This window comes from Actinoplanes siamensis (genome assembly GCF_016862395.1).
Classification (GTDB): Bacteria; Actinomycetota; Actinomycetes; order Mycobacteriales; family Micromonosporaceae; genus Actinoplanes; species Actinoplanes siamensis.
In genome coordinates this window covers 37,249-60,610 of record NZ_BOMW01000036.1, presented here as the reverse complement: position 1 = coordinate 60,610, position 23,362 = coordinate 37,249, and the positions used below count along the sequence as shown (strand labels likewise).

Sequence of the window (23,362 nt, the reverse complement as noted above, 5' to 3'; positions counted from 1 at the left end):
ACCCGGCCACCGCCTCGCCGGCGAGGGACGGGCGAGCAGGCGAAAGGCAGGCACAGTGTGAGTCCGGTAAAGACCGCCCCGGCCGAACTGACCGCGGGCGACGCCGCCCTGCGCACGCAGTACCTGACCGAGGTCCTCGCGCTGCTCTACCCGGAGCCGTGCCGGACCTCCCGGCAGGACGACAGCGAGCGCAACCTGATCGCGGAGTACCTGGTGGTGCCGAACGCGCACCGCCCGCGCCTGCTGGTCCCGAACGCGTCCCGCCCGGTGGCCGCGGCGGCCGTCCGCAGGTACGCCGAGCCGCAGTCCCGGGTGGCGAAGCTCAAGCGCAACGCGGTGGTGGCCGCCGTGCACGCCCGCGCCGACCGGCTGGTGTTCCGCGACCGGATCTGGGTCACCGGCCCGGTCTCGGCCAGCATCGACGGATACCTGAGCGACGCACTTAGGCGCGATTTGTCCGTAAGTGTCCATATTGGTCCGGCTCGCGCCAACCGCAAGCCGGTGCTCCAGCTGCTCACCCCGGACGGCGACACGTTCGCCTTCGGCAAGATCGGCACGGGGCAGCTCACCCAGCGGCTGGTCCGCGCCGAGACCGCGGCGCTCAACGCGCTCGGCACCAGCGGGCTGACCAAGCTCACCGTGCCCCGGGTGCTGCACGCCGGGACCTGGCGGGGCCTGCAGGTGCTGGTCCAGTCGGCGCTGCCGGTCTGGCTGCCCCGGGCCCCGCTGTCCCCGCGCCGGCTCACCGCCGCGATGCTCGACATCGCCGGGTGCTGCGGATACACCACCGGGCCGCTGTCCGCGAGCGCGTACTGGCACGAGCTGCGGGCCCGGCTCGCCGCGGTCGGCGAGCGGCCGGAGGGGGCCGCGCTCGGCGCCGCCGTCGACCTGCTCGCCGCGCACAGCGGCGAGACCGCGCTGCGCTACGGCGCGTGGCACGGCGACTGGGCGCCGTGGAACATGGCGAACCTCGCCGACGCGCTGCTGGTCTGGGACTGGGAGCGGTTCGCCACCGGGGTGCCGCTCGGCTTCGACGCGGTGCACCACGAGCTGCAGCGTCGCATCCAGACCAGCGGGGACGCCCGGGGCGCGGTGGAGGCCACCGTCCGCCGGGCCGACGAGCTGCTCGCGCCGTTCGGGGTGGCCCCGGTGGCCCGGGAGACGACAGCCCTGCTGTACCTGGTGGACCTCGCCGTCCGCTACCTGACCGACCGGCAGGCCGAGGCCGGCGCCCGGCTCGGCGTGCTCGGCACCTGGCTGCTGCCGGTGCTCATCCGGCGCGTGGAGGAGCTCTAGATGAACGTCCGCAACCTGCCCGCCCCGATGAAACGGGTGGTGCATCTGGGCTCCCGCTCGTACGGCCGGCTCACCGCGGACCAGCGGATGCTGCCGTCCTTCCTGATCTGCGGCGGCCAGCGCTGCGGCACCACCTCGCTGTACCGGGCGCTGGCCGCCCACCCGATGGTGCTCAAGGCGGTGTTCCACAAGGGTGTGCACTACTTCGACACGTCGTACCACCGCGGGATCGACTGGTACCGGGCGCACTTCCCGGCCCGGCGGTCGGCGGAGAAGGTGGCCGAGCGGTACGGCGTGCCGGCGCAGACCTTCGAGTCCAGCCCGTACTACATGTACCACCCGCAGGCGGTGGCCCGGATCGCGCACGACCTGCCGTACGCCAAGCTCGTGGTCCTGGTCCGGGACCCGGTGGAGCGCGCCTACTCGCAGCACCACCACGAGGTCGCCAGAGGTTTCGAGACCGAGCGGGACTTCTGGGCCGCGCTCGCCCTGGAGCCGGCCCGCCTGCACCGGCAGGAGGAGCGGCTGGCCGCCGACCCGGCCTACTACAGCTTCGCCCACCAGCACCACGCCTACCGGGCCCGCGGCGAGTACGCCCGCTACCTCAGCGTGATGGCCCAGCACGTCGGCCGCGAACGCATCCACGTGGTGGAGAGCGAGCGCTTCTTCACCGACCCGGAACCGGTCTACGACGAGGTCTGCGCGTTCCTCGGACTGCCGTCCACGCTGGAGCGCCCGGCGTTCGAACGGCACAACGCCCGGCCCCGTCAGTCCGACATGGATCAGCAGCTGCGCCGCGACCTGGTGGCCTACTACCGGACCCACGACGAGGCGCTGCGCGGCTGGCTGGGGCACGTCCCGATCTGGCGCCACCGGTGACTGCCGGCTCACTGGCCGGCCCCGGCACCCGCGGCGTGGCCCGCGGCGGGCTGGCCAACATGGCCGGCTCCGCCCTGGCCGGGGGCACCGGCGTGGTGGTGACCTGGGTGGCCGCCCGCACGCTGGGCGCCGCCGAGGCCGGCGCGTTCTTCGCCGCCACCGCCGCGTTCGTGCTGGCCGGCGGGCTGGCCAAGCTCGGTACCAACACCGGGCTGGTGTACTGGCCGGCCCGGTTGCGCGCGACCGGCCGTGATCACCTGCTCGGGCCCTGCCTGCGCGCCGGCCTGCTCCCCGTCGTGGTGTTCTCCCTGGTCCTGGCCGCAGCGGTGTGGGTCGCCGCGCCCCGACTCGCGGCGCTCACCGCGCACGACGCGCCGGCGGCGGCCGGTTCGCACACCACGGGCCTGCGCGTGCTGGCCCTGTTCATTCCGCTGCAGGCGCTCACCGACGTGCTGCTCACGATCACCCGCGGGTACCGCTCGATGCGGCCCACGGTGCTGCTGGACCGGGTGCTGCGCAGCGCGCTGCAACTGCTCGCGGTGAGCGCGGCCGGGGTGGCGACCCTCTGGACGGCCGCTTCGCTACCGATCCTCGCACTGGCCTGGGCCGCGCCCTACCTCCCGGTGGCAATCCTCGCCGGGTACGCGGCCCGCCGCGCCTACCTGGCCGGCCGCCCCCCTGGCGCGACCAGCGAGCCGGCCGAACGGGACCGGCTGCGCCGCGACTTCTGGCGGTTCACCGGCCCGCGTGCGCTCGCCGCGGTGGCCCAGCTCGCGCTGCAGCGGGTCGACGTGCTGCTGGTCGCCGCGCTCGGCGGGCTCGGCGCGGCAGCCGTCTACGCGGTGGCCGGCCGGTTCGTGATCCTGATCCAGTTCGCCAACCAGGGCATCTCCCAGTCCGTGCAGCCCCGGCTGGCCGAGGCGCTGAGCACCGGCGACCGGGCCGCCGCCAACCGGCTCTACCAGGTCGCCACCGGCTGGCTGGTGCTGGTCACGTGGCCGGTGAGCCTGCTGGTGATCCTGTTCGCCCCGGCCTATCTGCGGCTGTTCGGCGCCGGATACACCGCCGGGACGCCTGTGGTCCGGCTGCTCGCCGCCGCCATGCTGGTCGCCACCGGCTGCGGCATGGTCGACATGGTGCTGGCGATGGCCGGGCGCACCTCGCTGAACCTCGGCAACGTGCTGATCGCCCTGGCCGTCACGATCGGCCTGGATGTGCTGTTGATCCCGCGATGGGGCGCGCTCGGCGCGGCCGTCGGCCTGGCCGGCGCGATGGTCGCCAACAATCTGCTGCCGCTGACCCAGGTGTTCCGCGGCGCCCGCCTGCACCCGTTCGGCCCGGGGACCCGGGCCGCCGCGCTGCTGTCGATCGGCTGCTTCGGCGTGCTGCCCTGGGCGGTGACCGCCCTGGCCGGGGACGGGCCGGCCGTCCTGGCGGTGGCCACCGTGGTGGCGGCTCCGGCCTTCTGCGCCGGCGCCTGGCTGCTGCGCGGCCGGCTCGAACTCGGCGCGTTCACCCGACGAAAGACCCAGGAGGCGAGTTGACCAGCGATTACACCGAGGTGTTCCGGGACACGGAGGCGGTCGAGAAGTACGAGTCGGTGACGTACGCGCCGGACAGTTACGCGAGCCGGATCAGCGAGCGGCAGCGTGACTACCTGCGCGGCCTGGTCCGCCGTGAGTTCGAGGGGCAGCACCCGCCGGTTCAGCACGACTTCGCCTGCGGCACCGGCCGGGCCATCCGGACCCTGCACGGGCTGGTCCGCGAGGCGCACGGCTACGACACCTCGGCCGAGATGATGACCAAGGCGGCCGAGGTGGGGTCCCGGGCGTACTGGCACCAGGTGGCCACCGACGGGCCGGTCCCGGCGCCGGTGGCGGCCGGCTTCCCGGCGATCGTGACGATCTTCCGGCTGCTGCTCAACGTGCACGAGACGGTCCGCGACCGGGCGCTCGCGTTCGCCGCCAAGGCGCTGCCGCACCGCGGCTCGGGGCTGCTCGTGGTGGAGAACCACGGCAACGCCGGCTCGCTGCGGCACCTGCGGGCGCGGCGGCACCGCGGCGAGCGCTGGTTCGCCGAACTGTCCCACGAGGAGGTGGCGGCGCTGCTGGACCGGCACGGCTTCGAGATCGTGGAGCGGCGCGGGTTCTCCATGCTCACGCCGTCGCTGCACGAGAACCGGCTGGCCCGGCTGGCGGACGCGGCGGCGCGGCGGCTGCCGGGCACCGACGGGTACGCCGTGAACGTGCTGTACACGGCGCGGCGGGTCCATGCGTAGGGCGCTCGTCGGCGTGCTGGTCGGCGTACTGCTGATCGTATCGGCCTGTGGTGAGGACAAGCGCGAGAGGCCGAGCCCACCGCCCGCACCGGATCTCTCCGGGCGGCCGAAGGCCCTCGCGGTGCAGGACGGACCGTTCGACGCCGGGCCGTTCGCGCCGCCGGCGAAGGGGGCGTACGTCGGCGCGTGGATCAAGCCGGAGGAGTTGACCCACGTGGGCCGGCTGGAGGCGGTCGGCTCGCTCGAGACGTCGCTGGGCCGGCGGCTGGACATCCTGAACACCTACCGCCGGTTCGAGCAGATGGTCGGCACCTCGTCGGACCGGGAGTTCCTCGCCCAGGGGCAGTCACTGATGATCAGCTGGGCGACCGGCGACAACCGGTCCATCCTGGACGGCGAGCACGACCGGCTGATCCGCCAGCAGGCCCACGCGATCCGCGAGATCGGCAGGCCGGTGCTGCTGCGGATGCGCTGGGAGATGGACCGGCCGAACCTGCGGGCCACCATGTGGTCCGGCCCGGACTACATCGCGGCCTGGAAGTACGTCCGGGAGATATTCCGCCAGGAGGGGACCGGGAACGCGTCCTGGGTGTGGTGCCCGACCGCCGAGGGCTTCATCCGCGGCGACGCGCCGGCCTTCTACCCGGGGGACGACCAGGTGGACTGGACCTGCGTGGACGTCTATGCCGGGGCGCTGTTCCAGCCGATCGGCGAGCTGATGGGACCCTTCCTGCAGTGGGCGGGGCAGCGGCCGAAACCGATCATCATCGGCGAGTTCGGTGTGGCGAAGGCGTGGGGGTCGGCGAACCGGGCGGCCTGGCTCAAGGACGCGGAGCGGACGTTCAAGGTGAATCGGCAGATCAAGGCGGTCGCCTACTTCGAGTCCGATCCGGAGGGGAACGGGCCGAATCAGCAGTTTCAGCTGACCGGGGATGATCAGGCGTTCCGGGCCTTCTACTCACTTGCCAAGGATCCCTACTTCAATCCGTAGGGTCCGTCTCGCGGAGCACGCCGGCCACCTGAGGCCGAAGCCCCCTGTGATCCGCGAGGCAGGGCTGGTTCCGCTGCAGGAACTCCAGGCGGTTGCCGTGCCCGTCCGCCGAGTAGAGCCGCCGGTGGCCCGGGAAGTGGGGATCCCACTCGACCGGGTGGCCGGCGGCCCGCAGCATCGCGGCCAGGGCGTCGAGGTCGCCGACCAGCACGCCGGGGTGGGACTTGCGGGCCGGCGCGAAGCCGGGAACCGGGCTCAGGTGGACCTCCCAGCCGCCCGCGCGGAACCAGCAGCCGCCCCGGGCGGCCAGGACCGGCGGCTTCGCCACCTCGGTCATGCCCAGGACGCCGCCGTAGAAGGCCCGCGCGACGGCTTCGCCGCCGGGCGGGATGAGCAGCTGCACATGGTGCAGGCCGAGGATGGTCATCCCATGACTTTAACAGTACGTACGTACGTCTTGGTTATCGTCCCGAAAAGTGTCGTACACCTGTTCCATAGTGGGGGCGCCTACTTTCCTGGGGGTCCCACGATGTCCGACTTCTTCCGTGACCAGACCGAGATCATCCAGCGGTTCGGCTGGGCCGTGGTGCACGTGCTGCCCTCCGACGAGGATCCCGCCGACGCCGTCCCGTTCGCGTACACGGTCGGCCTGACCGCCGCCGCCCGGCCGGAGCTGATCATCGCCGGGTTGCCGCCGGACCTCGCGCACCAGTTGCTCAACGAGGTCGCCGCCCGGGTCCACGAGGAGGGTGCCCGCTTCCGGCACGGCCGGCGCGTCGCCGATCTGATCGTGGACCAGGAGGTGGTGGTGCTGACCGGCGCGCCCACCGCCGACCTGTGGCCGGGGGCGGCGCTGGCCCGGTACGGGCGGGAGCGGCTCCAGTTGCAGCAGCTCGTCTGGCCCGACCCGGAGGACCGGTTCCCGTGGCAGGAGGACTATCCGGCGGTGGAGTACCGGCAGCCGCTGATCGACGCGCCGTCGGCCGAGCTGGTCCGTTGCCACGCGCCACGCCGCTTGGCCGGCCCGCGAGGCCGCCGCACCGGGACCGGCCGAGGCGGCCCCACCCCATGACCAGCCCTCCCACTTCAGCGCCCCCGCCCGGCCCACCGGAACACGCAACGCCGAGCCACCACGAGACGCCGACCCCGGCGGCAACGCCAGCCCACCAGGCGACACCGGACCACCAGGCGACGCCGGCCCACCGGACGCCACCGGCCCCAGGCCCGGCGCCAACCCGCTCGGGCGCGACACCGGCCCACCGGACGCGGCACGGACCCACCTGTGCACGACGCGCGGCCCGGCCGACGGACGGCTGGCGGCGCGACTTGCGGAGCCGGCTGGCGCTCGTGGGCCCCTCAGCACCTCCGAGACACCTCGCACAGCCGGCCGGCGGGTCAGCCCCGGAGGGTGCGGCGGCGGGGGGCGCGGGCCAGCAGGCGGAGGGCGTAGGGGGCGTCGTGGCGGAGGTAACGGCGGGCCAGTCGGCGGGGTTCGGCGCCGAGGCGGTGGGCCCACTCCAGGCCGGTGCGTTGCATCCAGCGCGGGGCCCGGTGGACGTCGCCGGCGACGAAGTTGACAGCCGCCCCGCAGCCGACGAACCAGGTGGACGGGAGGTTCTGGCGGAGACGTTCGATCACCGACTCCTGCTTGGGGAAGCCCAGGCCGACGAAGACCAGGTCCGGGCGGGCCTCGACGACTTGGGCGCAGACCTCGGCGTACGTCGTCTCGTCCTGCTCGAAACCGAACGGCGGGCTGATCGCGCCGGCGATGCGCAGGCCGGGATTCGCGGTGGCGAGCCGCATCGCGGCGCGGACCGCGCCCGAGGCGCGGGCCTCGCGCACCGTCACCACGCCACCCCGCGCCTCGCCGGTGCGGGGATCTGTGTCGGCAACCGCAACGTCAGCGGATTCGCTTCCGGGCGCCGTCCCGGTCGGCGCGCTCCCGCCGCGCGCCCGGGGAGACGGCGCCGTCTCGGCGGACGCCTGCGCGGCAGGCACGCTTCCAGCGGACGCCTGCGCGGCGGGCACGCTTCCAGCGGGCCCCTGCGCGGCGGGCGCGCTCGCGGCCGAAAGTTCGGTGACGGGTGCCCTCTCCGTCGTGGTATCCGCGGCCGGCGTGCTTCTGGATGCGGGTGCCGTGGGGAGGGGGCGCGCGTCCGGGCGGCCCGAAGCGATGGTCCGGGAAGCCGGCGCGCCGCCGATGATGAAGATCGAGCGGTTGTCGCGCCCGAGTCCCGCGGAGAGGGTCCAGATCAGGCTGCTGCCGGCCACCCGCTCCGGGAGGGGCTCGCCACCCAGGCGACTGGCCCAGATCAGCGGCATGCCGTCGGCCACGATCAGATCGGCGTCGTTCAGGTGACGGCGGGCCTCCGGATCGGTCGACGCGCGCCGCAGGATGTCGACGTTCGGGGTGATGATCCGGCCCCCGCGACCGTGCGCCAGAGCGTCCCGGACGACCGCGACCACCTCGTCCTCGGTGATCCGGTCGATACCGGTGCCGCCCAGGTGCACACGGTTGAAAGCCTCGATAACCACCTGACGCCTCCTTTTGCCTGCTTCACTCGTTACCAGAGCGAAACGAGCGAAGGCGGACCAAAGTGTCAGAAGTGCTATTTCTGGGTGGATTGGGGCGAAGCGGAACTACACTCGTCGAAAGACTGCTCGGCGAGCTGCCCGGGGTCTGCGCGCTCGGCGAGGTCGTCCACCTGTGGCAGCGGGACCTGCGCGACGACGAGCGCTGCGGCTGCGGCGAGAGGTTCTCCCGGTGCGACTTCTGGCAGCGAGTGGGCAAGAGCGCCTTCGACGGCTGGGAGAACGTCGACGTCGACCGGGTGCAGGCGCTGCGCCGCGCGGTGGAGCGGACCAGGCACATCCCGCGACTCGCCGGCGCCGCCCGGCCGTCCGACGAGGTCCGGGAGTACGCCGCCTACTACGCCCGGCTCTACCGGTCCGCCGCCGAGGTCTCCGGCGCGCAGCTGGTGGTCGACTCCTCCAAGCACTCGGCGCTGGCCCACGTGCTGCGCGCGGCCGGCGGCCTGGACCTGCGGGTGGCGCACGTGGTCCGGGACGCCCGCGGCGTCGCGTACTCCTGGACCAAGCGGGTGGCCCGGCCGGAGACCGACGGCGCCGACGAGATGACCCGCTACCCCCCGATCCGCTCGGCGCTGCTCTGGAACGCGCACAACGCCGCGTTCGACCTGCTCGCCCGCCGCGGGACGCCGGTCCGCCGGATCCGCTACGAGGAGTTCCTGGCCGACCCGCGGGCCGGTCTGCTCGGACTGGCCGACTTCGCCGGGCTCCCCCTGCAGCCCGGCGACCTGGACTTCCTCGGCCTGGGCCAGGCCAACCTCGGCATCGGCCACAGCGCCGCGGGCAACCCGATGCGCTTCACCGTCGGCCGGCTGACGCTGCGCCGCGACGACGCCTGGACCCGCGCGCTCCCGGGGGCCCAGCGCCGGCTGGTCGGCGCCGTGTGCGGGCCGATGCTGCGCGCCTACGGCTACCCGCTCAAGCACGAGGAGACGCGATGAACTGGCCGTCGGTCGGCGTGGTCATCCCCACCCGGAACCGTCCCGAGCTGGTCCGCCGGTCGATCGCCGCGGTACGGGCGCAGCGCTATCCGGGCGAGCTCAAGGTGGTGGTGGTCTACGACCAGACCGAACCGGATTTCACGCTGGCCCGGACCGACAAGGTACCGGTGCTGGTGTTGACCAACTGGCGGCCCGCCGGGCTGGCCGGCGCCCGCAACACCGGCGTCCTGGCCCTGGACACCGAACTGGTGGCGTTCTGCGACGACGACGACCGGTGGCTGCCGGACAAGCTGCGCCGCCAGGTGGCCGCCCTGCTGGCCGAGCCGGACGCCGAGTTCGCCACCTGCGCGATCGAGGTGGAGTTCGAGGGGCGGACCACGCCCCGGCTGGCCGGGCAGAGCCGGGTGACCGTGCAGGATCTGGCCCGTTCCCGGATGGCGATGCTGCACTCGTCGTCGTTCCTGATCCGCCGGGAGGCGCTCGCCGAGGACGCCGTCGGGCTGGTCGCCGAGGACGCGCCGGGCAGCCAGAACGAGGATTGGGACCTACTGCTCAGGGCGGCCCGCCGGGCGCCGATCGTGCATCTGGACGAGCCGCTGGTGCAGGTCCTCTGGGGGCGCAGCTCACACTACGCCTACGAGTATGCCACCAAGATCTCCTCGTTGCGCTGGATGATGCAGCGCCACCCGGAGATCAGCGGTTGCCGGCCCGGCGCCGCCCGGGTGTACGGGCAGCTCGCCTGCTGGTCGGCCGCGACCGGGAACCGCAGTCAGGCGTGGCAGTTCAGCAAGGAGGCGGTCCGGGCCAACTGGAAGGAACCACGCACCGCTATCGCGCTCGCCGCGATGACCGGCGCGGTCAAGGTGGAGAATGTCCTTTCAGCGCTGCACAAACGGGGTCGGGGTATCTGAGGTCACTCTTTCGCGCACACCCGATCAACGGTACTGTTCAAGTGTGTTCGAATTAGTGCGGAAAATCCGGCCGAAGTTGGTGGATTGCTGATGCTCGCGCAACAGCGACAGGCCGCGATCCTGGACCGGGTCCGCGCCACCGGCGGGGTCCGGGTCAGCGAGCTGGCCGCCGAGTACGGCGTCTCCGACATGACGATCCGCCGCGACCTCGAGGCGCTCGCCGACCGTGGACTGCTGGCGAAGGTACACGGCGGAGCGACAACGGTCAGTCCCGGTTCCGCGCACGAGCCCGGATTCGCCGCCAAGTCGGTGCGCCAGCGCGACGAGAAGGCCGCGATCGCGGCCCGTGCCGCCGCCCTGGTCTCCCCCGGCGACGCCATCGCGCTCTCCGCCGGCACCACCACGGCGGTGCTGGCCCAGCGGCTGGTCGACGTGCCGTCGCTGACCGTGGTGACCAACTCGATCCCGGTGGCCGACGTGTTCTACCGCGCCGGCCGGCCGGACCAGACCGTGGTGCTCACCGGCGGCACCCGCACCCCGTCCGACGCGCTGGTCGGCCCGGTGGCCGTGGCCGCGATCGGCACACTGCACCTGGACATGCTCTTCCTCGGCGTGCACGGGATGAGCGAGCGCGCCGGCTACACCACGCCCAACCTGATGGAGGCGGACGTCAACCGCGCCCTGGTCGAGGCCGCCGAGCGCCTGGTGGTGCTCGCCGACAGCACCAAGTGGGGCACCGTCGGCATCTCCTCGATCGTGCCGCTGGAGCGGGCCAACGTCATGATCACTGACGACGGCCTGGACACCACCGCGCGTTCCCTGCTCTCCGAAACCGTCCCTGAACTCGTGGTGGTGAACCCCCAGTGACACCCATCCGCTCGACCGTCGAGCTCTCCGACGGGCGCGAGCTCGTCTACTTCGACGAGAAGCCGGAGTCCGGCCGCTCGGCGTACCCGGACACCCGCGAGCTGCCGCCGCCCCCGCCCGCCTCCCAGCTGCGCTACGACCCGCTGGTCGACGAGTGGATCGCGGTCGCCGCGCACCGGCAGACCCGCACGTTCCTGCCGCCGTCGGACGCCTGCCCGCTCTGCCCCACCACGCCGCGGTTCGCCAGCGAGATCCCCGCGCCGGACTACGACGTCGTCGTCTTCGAGAACCAGTTCCCGTCGTTCAGCTACCGCGAGGTGCCGGGCGGCGAGATCACCGAGCTGACCGACATGGTGCCGGTCCGCCCCGGCCTGGGCCGGTGCGAGGTGGTGTGCTTCACCAGCGACCACAACAGCGCGTTCGGCGCGCTGCCGCCGTCCCGGGTGCGCACGGTGATCGACGCGCTCGCCGACCGCACCGCCGAGATGTCACGGCTGCCGGGTGTCGCCCAGGTCTTCCCGTTCGAGAACCGGGGCGTCGAGATCGGCGTGACGCTGCACCACCCGCACGGCCAGATCTACGCGTACCCGATGGTGCCGCCGCGCACCGCGGCGATGCTGCGGGCCGCCCGCAAGCACGCCGAGCGGACCGGCGGGCGCAACCTGTACGCGGACGTGCTCGCCGCCGAGCAGGAGGCGAAGGTGCGGGTGATCGGCTCCAACGAGCACTGGACGGCGTACGTGCCGGCCGCCGCCCGCTGGCCGTTCGAGGTGCACGTGGCCCCGCACCGGCGGGTCGCCGACCTGCCCGGGCTCACCGACGACGAGCGGGACGCGTTCGGCCCGCTCTACCTGGACGTGCTGCGCCGCTTCGACGGCCTGTTCGGCAAGCCGATGCCGTACATCTCGGCCTGGCACCAGGCGGTCGTCGGCGACGGCCGCGACCTGGGTTACCTGCACCTGCAGCTGTTCAGCATCCGGCGCGCCGCCGACAAGCTGAAGTACCTGGCCGGCTCGGAGTCCGCGATGGGCGCCTTCGTCAGCGACGTGGTCCCGGAGAAGGCGGCTCAGCTGCTCCGCGACGCCCTCTGAACCGTCCGGCACGGTGCGGGCAGCGGGAAAGGGGACAGCGGGGGCCCGGGACAAGGCCCCCGCTGAAGGGGACGGCGAGCGGCGCACCCAAGCCCACCACCCGCACCACTGGGACAAACGAAGCGGCATACCCGGCGGTTACGACACAAAACGCCCGTACCGTCAAAAAGAAAAGCCCGCCGGACCGGTCCGGCGGGCTTTCCACAAGATCAGCCGAGCTTGCGAGCCAGGTTCTCGTCGAGCGCGTTCATGAACTCGTCAGTGGTCAGCCACGGCGCGTCCTTGCCGATCAGCAGCGCCAGGTCCTTCGTCATCCGGCCGCCCTCGACGGTCTCGATGCAGACCTTCTCCAGCGTCTCGGCGAACTGGGTGACCTCCGGCGTCCCATCCAGCTTGCCGCGGTGCTTGAGGCCGCCGGTCCACGCGAAGATCGACGCGATCGGGTTGGTCGAGGTCTTCTCGCCCTTCTGCCACTGCCGGTAGTGCCGGGTGACCGTGCCGTGCGCGGCCTCGGCCTCGACGGTCTGGCCGTCCGGCGTCATCAGCACCGAGGTCATCAGGCCGAGCGAGCCGAAGCCCTGGGCCACGGTGTCGGACTGCACGTCACCGTCGTAGTTCTTGCAGGCCCAGACGTAGCCACCCTCCCACTTGAGCGCGGCCGCGACCATGTCGTCGATCAGCCGGTGCTCGTAGGTGATGCCGGCGGCCTTGAACTGGTCCGCGAACTCGGTCTCGAAGATCTCCGCGAACAGGTCCTTGAAGCGGCCGTCGTACGCCTTCAGGATGGTGTTCTTGGTGGAGAGGTAGACCGGGTAGTTGCGGGCCAGGCCGTAGCGGAACGAGGCGCGCGCGAAGTCACGGATCGACTCGTCGAAGTTGTACATCGCCATGCCGACGCCGCCGGCCGGGAAGTCGGCCACGTGCATCTCGATCGGGGCGGAGCCGTCCTCCGGGGTGAAGGTGACGGTCATCTTGCCCTTGCTGGGCGCCACGAAGTCGGACGCCTTGTACTGGTCGCCGTGGGCGTGCCGGCCGATGATGATCGGCTTGGTCCAGCCCGGCACCAGCCGCGGAACGTTGCTCATGATGATCGGCTCACGGAAGACGACGCCGCCGAGGATGTTGCGGATCGTGCCGTTCGGCGACCGCCACATCTTCTTCAGGCCGAACTCCTCGACCCGCGCCTCGTCCGGCGTGATGGTCGCGCACTTGACGCCCACGCCGTGCCGCTTGATCGCGTTGGCGGAGTCGATCGTCACCTGGTCGTCGGTCTCGTCCCGGTGCTGGATGCCCAGGTCGTAGTACTCCAGGTTGACGTCGAGGTAGGGCAGGATCAGCTGCTCACGGATCTGCTTCCAGATGATCCGGGTCATCTCGTCGCCGTCGATCTCCACGACCGGGTTCTTGACCTTGATTTTCGCCATCGGCCGGCGCTCCTCTCCCGAAACACATGCTTAGCAGTACGAGCGTACTGCCCGCCCGCGGAACCCCGCCGCGCGGCCCCGAACCGGTGCTCCGCCTCTACCATCCCAGCGCACCCCGGGCGATGGTCTCGGTTGGGTATTTCTCGCAATTCGGAAACTTCGATCAGGGTACGACGGATCGACCACCGCCGTTGGGAACCACACGCCACGCCACCTTCCCGGTGGGTCGTGACGTCGGACGCCCCCACGATCGACAACCACCGGGCCGGCGAGATCCCGCGGGACCCCTGTGCCGCAGTCGCCCGGGATCGCCGCGGTCAGCCGACGATCGCTCCGTAGGCGCGGGCGAAATGCGCCGCCTGCGCGATGTCCAGCTTCGCACCGGTGACGTCGACATCGCGCAGCGGCGTGCCGTCCAGGTCCGCTCCGCGAAGATCGGCTCCCTTGAGCACCGCGCCCTTGAGCCGCGCGCTGGACAGATCCGCCCCGCGCAGGTCGGCCTTCGACAGATCCGCCCCGGTCAGGTCCGCCTCGCGCAGCCGCAGCGCGCCGAACCGGATGCCGGCCAGGTTGTGCCCGCGCAGCGACACGAAACCCCAGTCGCCGCCGGTCACGGTGAGCGGCCGCAACGCGCAGTCCACGAACGTCGTGCCGGTCAGCTTGCACTCGTCGAACGTGGCGCCGAAGAACGCGCACCGCCGCAGCGTGGACTGCAGGAACGCGGTGCGCTCGAACGTCGCCGCGTTGAACCTGACATTGCCGAACTCGCAGCGCTCGAACGTGCACGCGGTGAGGGTGGACTCGCTCCAGTCCACGTCGTGGAACACGCAGTCCTGGTAATGGACCCGCTCCTCCACGGCGAGCGCCCGGTCCGTACCGGAGAATCGCCGCTCCGTCACCTGGTTCATGGCTACCTCGCAAAGTGCGGCCGGTGAGGAGGCGATTTCCCGACGCCCGCGGGGCTCGCGGGTGGCGCGGAATCGCCCGCCTCCTCACCGGTTCTCAGGCGGTCGGCCGCGGAGTGCGGCGGAGCCGGTCAGCTCAGTGGTAGAAGTGCCGGGTGCCGGTGAGGTAGACGGTGAGGCCGGCCTTCTCCGCGGCCTCGATCACCAGGTTGTCCCGGATCGAGCCGCCGGGCTGGACCACCGCCCTGATCCCGGCCTCGATCAGCACCTCGAGGCCGTCCGGGAACGGGAAGTACGCGTCCGAGGCCGCCACGCTGCCGGCCGCCCGCTCGGCGCCGGCCCGGGCCACCGAGAGCTTGGCCGAGTCGACCCGGTTCACCTGGCCCATCCCGATGCCGACGGTGGCGCCGTCGCGGGCCAGCAGGATCGCGTTGCTCTTCACACTGCGGATCGCCCGCCACGCGAACGCCAGGTCGCGCAGGACGTCCTCGGAGGCCGCCGCGCCAGTCGCCAGCGTCCAGTTCGCCGGGTCGTCGCCGTCGGCGTCGATCCGGTCCGAGAGCTGCACCAGCATGCCGCCGCCCACCTGCTTGACCTCGGCGGCCGGCGGGTTCCACGCCGGGGCGACCAGCACGCGCAGGTTCTTCTTCTCGCGCAGCCGGTCGAGCGCCGCGGGCGCGTACGACGGCGCCACGATCACCTCGGTGAAGATCTCCGCGACCTGCTCGGCCAGCTCGAGCGTGACCTCCTGGTTGACCGCGATCACGCCGCCGAACGCGGAGACCGGGTCGCACTCGTGCGCCTTGCGGTGCGCCTCGGCCACGTCCGCGCCGATCGCCACGCCGCACGGGTTGGCGTGCTTGATGATCGCCACGGCCGGCTCGGTGAAGTCGTTCGCCGTGCGCCAGGCGGCGTCGGCGTCGACGTAGTTGTTGTAGGACATCTCCTTGCCGTTGAGCTGCTCGGCCTGGGCGAGACCGGCCGGGGCGCCCGGGTCGGCGTAGAGCGCGGCCTGCTGGTGCGGGTTCTCGCCGTACCGCAGAGTGTCCTGCTTCCGCAGGCCGATGCCGGTGAAGTCGGGCCACTGCGCCGCGGGCGCCAGCACCGTGGCCGTCCAGTTCGCCACCGCGATGTCGTACTCCGCGATGTTGATGAACGCCTGCGAGGCCAGCGTCTTGCGCTGGGCCAGCGTGAAGCCGCCGGCCCCCAGCGCCTCCAGGATCAACGGGTACGAGGACGCCGACACGACCACCGCGACCGAGGCGTGGTTCTTCGCCGCGGCGCGGACCATCGCCGGCCCGCCGATGTCGATCTTGGCGATGCACTCCTCCTCGCTCGCGCCCGAGGCCACCGTCTCGGAGAACGGGTAGAGACTGCTCACCAGCAGGTCGAACGGCTCGATGCCGTGTTCGGCCAGCTCCCGCGCGTGGCTCTCCAGCCGCAGGTCCGCGAGGAGGCCGCCGTGCACCTTGGGGTGCAGGGTCTTCACCCGGTCGCTGAGGATCTCCGGGAAGCCGGTCAGGTCCTCCACCCGGGTCACCGGCACACCGGACTTCTCCACGGTGGCCGCGGTGGAGCCGGTCGAGACGATCTCCACCCCGGCGGCGTGCAGGGCCTGGGCGAGCTCGACGATGCCGGCCTTGTCCCACACGCTCAGCAGCGCCCGCTTGATCGGCCGGCGCCCCTCATCGGTGCTCACGGAATCCGTACCTTCCTGTTCTCGATGGTCCAGCCGTCGCGGACCAGGCGGCCGACGAACTCGACCAGCTGGGCCCGCTCGGCCACCTTGATCCGCTCGGTCAGCGTCTCCTCCGTGTCGTCGTCGAGCACGGGGACGCTGACCTGGGCGATGATCGGCCCGGTGTCGACGCCGGCGTCGACGAAGAAGAGCGTGGCCCCGGCGATCTTCACGCCGTACGCCAGCGCGTCGCGCGGGCCGTGGATGCCGGGGAACGACGGCAGCAGCGCGTTGTGGGTGTTGATGTACCGGTCGCCGAACGCGTCCAGGAACTGCTTGCCGACCAGCTTCAGGAAACCGGCCGAGATGACCAGGTCGGGGCGGTGCTCGGCGACGTGCTCGGTGAGCGCGGCGTCCCAGTCGTCCCGGGACGGGTAGGACTTCACCGCATCCACGAACGTCGGGACACCGGCCGCGGCGGCGATCTCGAGACCGGCGATGCCGTCCCGGTCCGCGCCGACCGCGACCACCTCGGCGCCGTACGCCGGGTCCTTTGCCGCTTCGAGGAGAGCTTGCAGGTTGCTGCCCGATCCGGAGACGAGGACGACCAGGCGGGCGGGCGCGGGGTCAGTCACCTGAGCACCCTATCCGGGCCGCGCGGGCGCGCCGAAATCGGCCGGTTATTTCCGGCTCTTCGGGCGACGCTGGTGGCTCAGCGTCCGGGCCGCGGCCGCCCCACCGACCACCGAGATCGCGGCGACGATCGTCGCCACCACGCAGACCGACCCGGCCGCCGGGCCGATCTGGGCCAGCCGCCCGTCCCCGACCGGCCCGCCGGAACACCAGGCGAGCGCCGCCAGCAGCAACCCGGCCACCGGGCCGGCCAGCAGCCCCGCGCCGATCAGCAGCGACCAGGGCGGTTGCGGCCCGTCCGCGCCGGAGCCGCGGCCCGGCCCCCAGGCGTGCGCGCGGCCGTACCGCAGGCGCTGGGTCAGGCCCCAGCCGGCCACCGCCCCGGCGATCACCGGAAGCGCCAGCAGCAGCGTCCCGGCCCCGCCCACCGGCCCGTTCGGCAGGCCGGCCAGCAGCGGCAGGGTGGGCAGGTCACCGACCGAGAACTCGGTGATCCGGACGATCGTGCCGGCGCCCAGCGCGAAGCCCGGCCCGAGCAGGTAGGCGGTGGCCCAGATCGCGGCGTTCGCCGCGTACGAGATGCTGATCAGGGTGATGCCGGCCTGGCCGGCCACCCCGGTGTGGTACGCCGAAATGATCTTCGTGGCGTCGCTGCCGCCGAGCGCCACCGAGAGCCCGCCGACCGCCGCGCCCGCCCCGACCATCAGGAACGCCGCGACCAGGCCGGTCCGGACGCCGTGCCGCAGCGCCACCGGCACCCGGCGGGCCAGCGTGGTCACCGCGTCGGTGCCACGCAGCGACCCGAGCAGAGCCCCGATCAGGCCGAGGAGCAGGAAATCCGACGCGGCGCGGGCGGTGGAGACCGCGGTGCCGCGACCGTCGGTCAGCTGGGCGGTCACGCCGCCGACGAGGGCGTACGCCGCCGCGACGCACAGGGCCACCAGCAGCGCCGACCCGGTCGATCCGGAACGTCGCGCCCCGATCGCCCGGGTCACGTGCAGCCCGGCCCGCTGCAGCCGCCACAGCACCAGCACGGTGAGCAGCAGCGGCGCGAGCCCGAGCGAGCCGATCGAGGTGCCGATCGGCACCCCGTGACCGAGCAGCCAGGCCGCGGCCCCGGCGTGCGCCGCCCCGGCCAGGCCGCCGGCGCCCTCCAGGGTGCGGGCCAGCCCGAGCACCGCGGCCACCGGCAGATAGGTCAGCAGCGCCGCCCAGAGGGTGGCGAAGGCCACCGCGACCGGCAGCGGCGCGCCGCGCGTCCGCTCCGGGGGCCGCCGCTGGCCGGGGACCCGGACCGTCTCCCGGCGACCGAGCATCTCCTCGTCGACGACGACGGTGTCCCGGGTCTCCGGCTCGGGGTCGCCGGCGACCGGCACGGCCTCGGTGTCCCGCACGACGGACTGCAGCGCCTCGGCGACCGCGAACGGGTCCTCCGAGCCGCCGGGACGGTCGGTTGTGCTGGGCATCGCGACCTACCTTGTCACGCCGCGGCGCTCACGGCGATGCAGATACGGCGGCGCGCCGCCGATCGGATCGCACTGACCCCGATCGACGGCGCGCCGTTGTTACTCGGTGCTTTTCAGCTCATGACCTCACGCATCAGCCGCGCGGTCTCGCTCGGCGTCTTGCCGACCTTCACGCCGGCCGCCTCCAGCGCCGCCTTCTTCGCGTCGGCGGTGCCGGCCGAGCCGGAGATGATCGCGCCCGCGTGGCCCATGGTCTTGCCGGGCGGCGCGGTGAAGCCGGCGATGTAGCCGACCACCGGCTTGGTCACGTTGGCCTTGATGAACTCGGCGGCCCGCTCCTCGGCGTCGCCACCGATCTCACCGATCATGACGATCGCGTCGGTGTCCGGGTCCTCCTGGAACGCCTTCAGCGCGTCGATGTGGGTGGTGCCGATGATCGGGTCACCGCCGATGCCCACCGCTGTGGAGAAGCCGAAGTCGCGCAGCTCGTACATGAGCTGGTAGGTCAGCGTGCCGCTCTTGCTGACCAGGCCGATCCGGCCCTGCGGGGTGATGTCGGCCGGGATGATGCCGGCGTTCGAGGCGCCCGGCGACGCGATGCCCGGGCAGTTCGGGCCGATGATCCGGGTCTTGCCGCCCTTGGCGACGTTGTACGCCCAGAACGACGCCGAGTCCTGCACCGGCACGCCCTCCGTGATCACCACGGCGAGCGGGATCTCGGCGTCGATCGCCTCGATGACGGCGGCCTTGGTGCCCGCCGGCGGTACGAAGATCACCGATACGTCCGCGCCGGTCTCCTTCATCGCCTCGGCGACGGTGGCGAACACCGGGAGCTCGGTGCCGTCGAAGTCCACCTTGGTGCCGGCCTTGCGCGGGTTGGTGCCACCGACCACGTTGGTGCCGGCGGCGAGCATCCGGCGGGTGTGCTTGGAGCCCTCACCACCGGTGATGCCCTGGACGATGACCTTGGAGTCCTTGGTGAGCCAGATAGCCATTAGTTCACTTCCCCGCAGCCGCGAGCTCGGCGGCCTTCTCTGCCGCTCCGTCCATCGTGTCGACCCGCGTGACGAGCGGGTTGTTGGCGCCGTCGAGGATGGCACGGCCGGCCTCGGCGTTGTTGCCGTCGAGACGCACCACGAGCGGCTTGGTGACCGTCTCGCCGCGCTCGTCGAGCAGCTGCAGGGCCTGGATGATGCCGTTGGCCACCGCGTCGCAGGCGGTGATGCCGCCGAAGACGTTGACGAAGACCGACTTCACGCCCGGGTCGCCGAGGACGATCTCCAGGCCGTTCGCCATCACCTGGGCGCTCGCGCCGCCGCCGATGTCGAGGAAGTTCGCCGGCTTCACGTTGCCGTGCTTCTCACCCGCGTACGCCACCACGTCGAGGGTCGACATGACCAGGCCCGCGCCGTTGCCGATGATGCCGACCTCGCCGTCGAGCTTGACGTAGTTGAGGTTCTTGGCCTTGGCCGCCTGCTCGATCGGGTCGACGGCGGACTTGTCGACCAGCGCCTCGTGGTCGGGGTGCCGGAACGACGCGTTCTCGTCCAGGGTGACCTTGGCGTCCAGCGCCAGCACCCGGCCGTCGCCGACCTTGGCCAGCGGGTTGACCTCGACCAGCGTGGCGTCCTCGGCCACGAAGGCCTGCCAGAGCTTCACCGCGATGTCGGTGACCTGGTCGGCGACCTCGGCCGGGAACTGCGCCGCGGCGACGATCTCGCGGGCCTTGGCCTCGTCCACGCCCTTGCTGGCGTCGATCGAGATCTTGGCGACCCGGTCCGGCTGCTCCTCGGCGACCTGCTCGATCTCCATGCCGCCGGCGACGCTGGCGATGCAGAGGAAGGTCCGGTTGGCCCGGTCCAGCAGGTAGGAGAAGTAGTACTCCTCCTTGATGTCGGCCGTCTCGGCCAGCATCACCTTGTGGACCGTGTGGCCCTTGATGTCCATGCCCAGGATGTCGGCGGCGCGGGCCTGCGCCTCGTCCGGGCCGTCGGCCAGCTTGACGCCGCCGGCCTTGCCCCGGCCGCCGACCTTGACCTGCGCCTTGACGACGACCTTGCCGCCCAGCCGCTCGGCGATCGCCCGGGCCTCCTGCGGGGTCTCGGCGACACCGCCGCCCAGCACGGGCAGGCCGTGCCGTTCGAACAGGTCGCGCCCCTGATACTCGAACAGGTCCACGTGTCTCCTTTCGCTCGCGACGCCAAGCGCCGGCAAGCCGCACCATTGCGTCCCGACCTGTTGTGTGCGCGGCGCGTCGCAGTGGCGCCGCCAGCGTGAGGATCGTCCGGCCATCGGAAATGGCCTTCTTCCGCAGAGTAGCGACCGATTCGGGCTTCGTGCCCGCGCGGGTACAGGGTGTGCAAGACCACACACCAGAGGGACGAAATCGCAGCTCCGGGACGGTAGGGACAGGTGTGCCGGGGGAGCCTGCCGGTGCCCCGCTGTCGATCTCCGTGACCGGCCCGCGCAACTGGCCGAAAAAAGTCACGCGAGCCCGCGTAACCCTCCGGAGAAGGCGTCGTTGAGTGTGATGTCGGCGGCCTGCCAGCGGGTCCGCGGACGGGAAAGCGGCCGATGCCCTGTCGGTCGAGGGGTGGCGGCGGGGCATCGCGCATAGAGGGGCCGGACGTGTGAGGGGTGCGTCCGGCCTCTCCCTCTGTCTGTCCACCGCCGGCCGGGTCCGGAACCCGGGCCGCGGATCGCGCGGGGCCGCGGCGGCACCTGACGGCACCCGGAAAGGCCAGGTACGACACCGGTATGCGACCTTTCCGGTCGACGCCGGCCACCGCCCGGACCCCGCATTGCGCTCGCGTGGTCGGCGAGACGGGCCCTAGGCGACCTGCGCGCCGACATTGGCGCGAACCCATTCGATGATGGATGCGGTCGTCGCACCCGGAGTGAATACCTTGGCTACACCGAGTGATTCCAATTCGGTGATGTCCTCCTCCGGAATGATGCCGCCACCGAATACCACGATGTCCGTGGCGTCGCGCTCGGCGAGCAGTTGCAGCACCTTGCGGAACAGCGTCATGTGCGCCCCGGACAGGATCGACAGGCCGATGGCGCCGGCGTCCTCCTGGATCGCCGTCTCGACGATCTGCTCGGGCGTCTGGTGCAGCCCGGTGTAGATCACCTCCATACCGGCGTCGCGCAGCGCGCGGGCCACCACCTTGACTCCCCGGTCGTGCCCGTCCAGCCCCGGCTTCGCGACGACGACCCTGATCCGTGCTTGCATGCCCACTCCTTGGCCGAGGACCTCGGTGTCCACCTGAACGAACGGTAACCCGCCGTACGGGCCCCGGGGTAGCCGGTCCGACCAGGACACGCCCAGGGAATGGTTATGCCCGTCACATTACTTTGTGTTTTATCGACGATTACTCAACGTTGGCCATTCGTCGTCGTGGAAAGGTAACCAATTCGGACAATAGCTGATCAATACCGGCGCGGAACTGTCACGAAATTGGCGCTGCGACTTGTGAGAGACCGGCCGTTTCGTTACCGTGGCCACGGCTGTCGCACAGGTTCACCCCCAAGCGGCAACCCGGCCAACACTCGTTAACCGCTTGACGCGGGGCTCGAGGGTGCCGCCGCAATGTCGTCGACGGAGGGTCTTTCGTGCGCCAGCGCTTGTCGTCTGAGCCCGATCGCTATCGCGGGCGGCGCCGCGTACCCACTCCTCCGCGCAGCCGCTACGCCGCAGTCGTCACCTCCGCCTTCGTCGGCGCCGGCGTGGTCGCCCTCGGCGCCGCGTCGAACCTCTCCGACGCCAAGACGATCAACCCGGACGTCCTGCAGAGCCTGGACAAGGCGCAGAGTCAGGTCGCCGCGGACGCGCTGCAGAGCCGCACGGACGAGGCGGGCCGCGCCTCCCGCAGCGAGAACCGGGACGCCACCGCCAAGGCCGGCACGAAGCTGACCGAGGAGCAGGCGGCCGCCGAGGTCTACGTCCTGCCGGTCGACGACTACCAGTTCACCTCCGCGTTCGGGGTGCGGTTCGGCAAGCTGCACGCCGGCATCGACCTGGCCGCCCCGGAGGGCACGCCGTACAAGGCGGTGCACGGCGGCACGGTGACCGCGGCCGGCTACAACGGCGGCTACGGCTACTCGATCACCGTCCGGCAGGACGACGGCACCGAGGTCATCTACGCCCACTCCCGGCGGCTGCTGGTGAAGAAGGGCGACGTGGTAAAGGCCGGCCAGGTGGTCGGCGAGATCGGGAACACCGGCTACTCGTACGGCACGCACCTGCACCTGGAGATCCACGTCGCCGGCAAGCCGGTCGACCCGATCACCTTCCTCAAGGGTCACGGGGTCGACATCCAGCTCCAGATCGAGTCGGTGTACGCGGGCATGGCCGCCGCCGAAGCCGCTTCCTGATCCATCCGGTTGCAGGTCGGTTGAACCGGCCCCACACCCCCTCAGCGCTCCCCGGACCGCGCCGACAGAACCGTGTCGGCACAGATCACGGTCGTCGGGAGGAGAGTCTCGCGTGGGGCAGTCTTCGGCAGCGGACCACAGCGGGCGGCACCGTCAGGAGCGCCTGCGCCGGCACCGCGCCCCGGCGTTCCCAGCTCTCTTCGCCACCCGTGGCCGCTCCGCGCTCTCGCTGACCGCGCTGACCGCCACCCTGGCCACCGGCATCGGCGCGGCCGGCGCCGCCGCGTCCGCCGCCGGCCCGGCGGACCACGCCTCCAGCGGCGGGCACACCGCCGCACACGCCTCCGCCGCCCTGCCGATCGTCCCGCCGGCCGGCGACGAGGCGCCCGGCAAGGCGTACACCCGGCAGTCGCTCCTGCCCGGCGACGCGGGCCCGGGCAGCGCCGCCCGGTCGCTCCTGCCCGGCGACGCCGGCCCGGGGACGGCCGCCCGGTCGCTCCTGCCCGGCGACGCCGGCCCGGGGATCGCCGCGGTGAAGCGGAAGAACCGGCCCGTGCCGGTGGCCGTGGCTGCCGCGGCGCCCGCGCCGGGTCACGTGACGCCCGGCGGAACCGGGGCCGCCTGGGTGAACCCGAACCCGGCCGCCCGGGTCACCTCCTGCTTCGGCCAGCGCTGGGGCCGCCTGCACGCCGGCGTCGACATGGCCGCGCCGGACGGCAGCCCGATCCTCGCGGCCGGCGCCGGCGTGGTCGTCCGGGCCGGGATGGCCGAAGGGTACGGCAACGCCGTGCTGATCGACCACGGCGACGGCTGGCTCACCCACTACGGCCACATGTCCCGGATCGCGGTGACCGCCGGCCAGGTCGTCCGAGCCGGCGAGCAGATCGGCGACGAGGGCTCGACAGGGCACTCGACCGGCCCGCACCTGCACTTCGAGGTGCACGAGGGGCACTACAAGAACCCGGTCGAGCCGACCGCGTGGATGCATCGGCGTGGGATCGACATTCCCGGCTGCGACTCGTACTGAGAGATCGGC

General features: G+C 72.1%; 22 protein-coding genes. 12 read left to right on the top strand and 10 right to left on the bottom strand.

All coding sequences use genetic code 11. The features are described from left to right. Positions 1-57: 57 nt before the first annotated feature. From Asi03nite_RS19975 to Asi03nite_RS19955, 5 genes are read left to right on the top strand one after another with little or no spacing between them, the layout of a single operon-like run. Positions 58-1,296 carry a hypothetical protein gene (locus tag Asi03nite_RS19975; RefSeq protein ID WP_203681836.1) on the top strand — a complete coding sequence of 413 codons (1,239 nt, stop codon included), beginning with the start codon at positions 58-60 and terminating at the stop codon, positions 1,294-1,296. Next, positions 1,297-2,175, top strand: a complete 879-nt coding sequence (locus Asi03nite_RS19970) for a sulfotransferase family protein (RefSeq protein WP_203681834.1) — start codon at positions 1,297-1,299, stop codon at positions 2,173-2,175. Continuing rightward, the gene (locus tag Asi03nite_RS19965) at positions 2,172-3,719 is read left to right on the top strand and encodes a lipopolysaccharide biosynthesis protein (RefSeq protein WP_239102796.1); all 1,548 of its coding nucleotides are present in this window, start codon (positions 2,172-2,174) and stop codon (positions 3,717-3,719) included. The genes Asi03nite_RS19970 and Asi03nite_RS19965 overlap by 4 nt, the downstream gene beginning before the upstream one ends. Next, positions 3,716-4,453, top strand: a complete 738-nt coding sequence (locus Asi03nite_RS19960; protein ID WP_203681832.1) for a class I SAM-dependent methyltransferase — start codon at positions 3,716-3,718, stop codon at positions 4,451-4,453. Before Asi03nite_RS19965 ends, Asi03nite_RS19960 begins: the two co-directional genes overlap by 4 nt. Further along, the gene (locus tag Asi03nite_RS19955) at positions 4,446-5,444 is read left to right on the top strand and encodes a glycoside hydrolase family 26 protein (protein WP_203681830.1); all 999 of its coding nucleotides are present in this window, start codon (positions 4,446-4,448) and stop codon (positions 5,442-5,444) included. Before Asi03nite_RS19960 ends, Asi03nite_RS19955 begins: the two co-directional genes overlap by 8 nt. On the opposite strand, the gene Asi03nite_RS19950 is transcribed toward Asi03nite_RS19955, so the two are convergent. Beyond that, positions 5,434-5,871, bottom strand: a complete 438-nt coding sequence (locus Asi03nite_RS19950) for a VOC family protein (protein ID WP_239102795.1) — start codon at positions 5,869-5,871, stop codon at positions 5,434-5,436. The two genes, Asi03nite_RS19955 and Asi03nite_RS19950, sit on opposite strands and share 11 nt — an antisense overlap. A 102-nt stretch (positions 5,872-5,973) precedes the next feature. Between Asi03nite_RS19950 and Asi03nite_RS19945 the strand changes: the two genes are divergently transcribed. Further along, positions 5,974-6,516, top strand: a complete 543-nt coding sequence (locus Asi03nite_RS19945) for a DUF4262 domain-containing protein (protein WP_203681828.1) — start codon at positions 5,974-5,976, stop codon at positions 6,514-6,516. A gap of 323 nt (positions 6,517-6,839) precedes the next feature. Here Asi03nite_RS19945 and Asi03nite_RS37950 read toward each other — a convergent pair whose 3' ends face one another. Further along, entirely contained in the window at positions 6,840-7,979 is a 1,140-nt protein-coding gene (locus Asi03nite_RS37950) for a WecB/TagA/CpsF family glycosyltransferase (protein WP_239102794.1), read from the bottom strand. A gap of 62 nt (positions 7,980-8,041) precedes the next feature. Here Asi03nite_RS37950 and Asi03nite_RS19930 point away from each other — a divergent pair, with 62 nt between their 5' ends. From Asi03nite_RS19930 to galT, 4 genes are all read left to right on the top strand, one after another. Next, positions 8,042-8,974 carry a sulfotransferase gene (locus Asi03nite_RS19930; protein WP_203681826.1) on the top strand — a complete coding sequence of 311 codons (933 nt, stop codon included), beginning with the start codon at positions 8,042-8,044 and terminating at the stop codon, positions 8,972-8,974. Then, complete coding sequence (locus tag Asi03nite_RS19925) at positions 8,971-9,885, top strand: glycosyltransferase family A protein (protein ID WP_203681824.1); 915 nt, start codon at positions 8,971-8,973, stop codon at positions 9,883-9,885. The genes Asi03nite_RS19930 and Asi03nite_RS19925 overlap by 4 nt, the downstream gene beginning before the upstream one ends. 90 nt (positions 9,886-9,975) lie before the next feature. Further along, positions 9,976-10,752 carry a DeoR/GlpR family DNA-binding transcription regulator gene (locus Asi03nite_RS19920; RefSeq protein ID WP_203681822.1) on the top strand — a complete coding sequence of 259 codons (777 nt, stop codon included), beginning with the start codon at positions 9,976-9,978 and terminating at the stop codon, positions 10,750-10,752. Further along, positions 10,749-11,843, top strand: coding sequence for a galactose-1-phosphate uridylyltransferase (gene galT / locus Asi03nite_RS19915; RefSeq protein WP_203681820.1), 1,095 nt, complete (start codon positions 10,749-10,751; stop codon positions 11,841-11,843). The genes Asi03nite_RS19920 and galT overlap by 4 nt, the downstream gene beginning before the upstream one ends. 209 nt (positions 11,844-12,052) lie before the next feature. On the opposite strand, the gene Asi03nite_RS19910 is transcribed toward galT, so the two are convergent. The 8 genes from Asi03nite_RS19910 to icmB all read right to left on the bottom strand — a co-directional run bounded on the left by Asi03nite_RS19910 (position 12,053) and on the right by icmB (position 21,184). After that, positions 12,053-13,267, bottom strand: a complete 1,215-nt coding sequence (locus tag Asi03nite_RS19910) for an NADP-dependent isocitrate dehydrogenase (RefSeq protein ID WP_203681819.1) — start codon at positions 13,265-13,267, stop codon at positions 12,053-12,055. 317 nt (positions 13,268-13,584) lie between these two features. After that, positions 13,585-14,175, bottom strand: coding sequence for a pentapeptide repeat-containing protein (locus Asi03nite_RS19905; protein ID WP_203681818.1), 591 nt, complete (start codon positions 14,173-14,175; stop codon positions 13,585-13,587). A 133-nt stretch (positions 14,176-14,308) separates the two neighbouring features. Next, positions 14,309-15,871: a bifunctional phosphoribosylaminoimidazolecarboxamide formyltransferase/IMP cyclohydrolase gene (gene purH, locus Asi03nite_RS19900; RefSeq protein WP_203681817.1), complete on the bottom strand. Its 1,563-nt coding sequence runs from the start codon at positions 15,869-15,871 to the stop codon at positions 14,309-14,311. Continuing rightward, positions 15,868-16,485: a phosphoribosylglycinamide formyltransferase gene (purN, locus tag Asi03nite_RS19895; RefSeq protein WP_203681816.1), complete on the bottom strand. Its 618-nt coding sequence runs from the start codon at positions 16,483-16,485 to the stop codon at positions 15,868-15,870. The genes purH and purN overlap by 4 nt, the downstream gene beginning before the upstream one ends. Before the next feature lie 45 nt (positions 16,486-16,530). Beyond that, entirely contained in the window at positions 16,531-17,949 is a 1,419-nt protein-coding gene (locus tag Asi03nite_RS19890) for a cell division protein PerM (protein WP_203681815.1), read from the bottom strand. Positions 17,950-18,062: 113 nt separating this feature from the next. Continuing rightward, positions 18,063-18,944 carry a succinate--CoA ligase subunit alpha gene (sucD, locus tag Asi03nite_RS19885; RefSeq protein ID WP_203681813.1) on the bottom strand — a complete coding sequence of 294 codons (882 nt, stop codon included), beginning with the start codon at positions 18,942-18,944 and terminating at the stop codon, positions 18,063-18,065. A 4-nt stretch (positions 18,945-18,948) separates the two neighbouring features. Continuing rightward, a complete protein-coding gene (gene sucC, locus Asi03nite_RS19880) occupies positions 18,949-20,127 on the bottom strand; it encodes an ADP-forming succinate--CoA ligase subunit beta (protein ID WP_203681811.1) in 1,179 nt (392 codons plus the stop codon). 652 nt (positions 20,128-20,779) lie between these two features. Continuing rightward, positions 20,780-21,184, bottom strand: a complete 405-nt coding sequence (icmB, locus tag Asi03nite_RS19875) for a coenzyme B12-dependent isobutyryl CoA mutase small subunit (RefSeq protein WP_203681956.1) — start codon at positions 21,182-21,184, stop codon at positions 20,780-20,782. A gap of 380 nt (positions 21,185-21,564) precedes the next feature. On the opposite strand from icmB, the gene Asi03nite_RS19870 reads away from it, so the two are divergent. Both Asi03nite_RS19870 and Asi03nite_RS19865 read left to right on the top strand, forming a co-directional pair. After that, positions 21,565-22,326, top strand: coding sequence for a M23 family metallopeptidase (locus Asi03nite_RS19870; protein ID WP_203681809.1), 762 nt, complete (start codon positions 21,565-21,567; stop codon positions 22,324-22,326). A 112-nt stretch (positions 22,327-22,438) separates the two neighbouring features. Continuing rightward, positions 22,439-23,353, top strand: a complete 915-nt coding sequence (locus tag Asi03nite_RS19865) for a M23 family metallopeptidase (protein ID WP_203681808.1) — start codon at positions 22,439-22,441, stop codon at positions 23,351-23,353. The last annotated feature ends 9 nt before the right edge of the window (positions 23,354-23,362 follow it).

What these genes read in the sequence shown, in the direction of transcription:
- Asi03nite_RS19905 (WP_203681818.1), bottom strand. Translation starts at nt 14,175, where the DNA reads ATGAACCAGGTGACGGAGCGGCGATTCTCCGGTACGGACCGGGCGCTC.
- Asi03nite_RS19945 (WP_203681828.1), top strand. Translation starts at nt 5,974, where the DNA reads ATGTCCGACTTCTTCCGTGACCAGACCGAGATCATCCAGCGGTTCGGC.
- Asi03nite_RS19910 (WP_203681819.1), bottom strand. Translation starts at nt 13,267, where the DNA reads ATGGCGAAAATCAAGGTCAAGAACCCGGTCGTGGAGATCGACGGCGAC.
- Asi03nite_RS19920 (WP_203681822.1), top strand. Translation starts at nt 9,976, where the DNA reads ATGCTCGCGCAACAGCGACAGGCCGCGATCCTGGACCGGGTCCGCGCC.
- Asi03nite_RS19955 (WP_203681830.1), top strand. Translation starts at nt 4,446, where the DNA reads ATGCGTAGGGCGCTCGTCGGCGTGCTGGTCGGCGTACTGCTGATCGTA.
- icmB (WP_203681956.1), bottom strand. Translation starts at nt 21,184, where the DNA reads ATGCAAGCACGGATCAGGGTCGTCGTCGCGAAGCCGGGGCTGGACGGG.
- Asi03nite_RS19890 (WP_203681815.1), bottom strand. Translation starts at nt 17,949, where the DNA reads ATGCCCAGCACAACCGACCGTCCCGGCGGCTCGGAGGACCCGTTCGCG.
- Asi03nite_RS19925 (WP_203681824.1), top strand. Translation starts at nt 8,971, where the DNA reads ATGAACTGGCCGTCGGTCGGCGTGGTCATCCCCACCCGGAACCGTCCC.
- Asi03nite_RS19970 (WP_203681834.1), top strand. Translation starts at nt 1,297, where the DNA reads ATGAACGTCCGCAACCTGCCCGCCCCGATGAAACGGGTGGTGCATCTG.
- sucD (WP_203681813.1), bottom strand. Translation starts at nt 18,944, where the DNA reads ATGGCTATCTGGCTCACCAAGGACTCCAAGGTCATCGTCCAGGGCATC.
- Asi03nite_RS19950 (WP_239102795.1), bottom strand. Translation starts at nt 5,871, where the DNA reads ATGACCATCCTCGGCCTGCACCATGTGCAGCTGCTCATCCCGCCCGGC.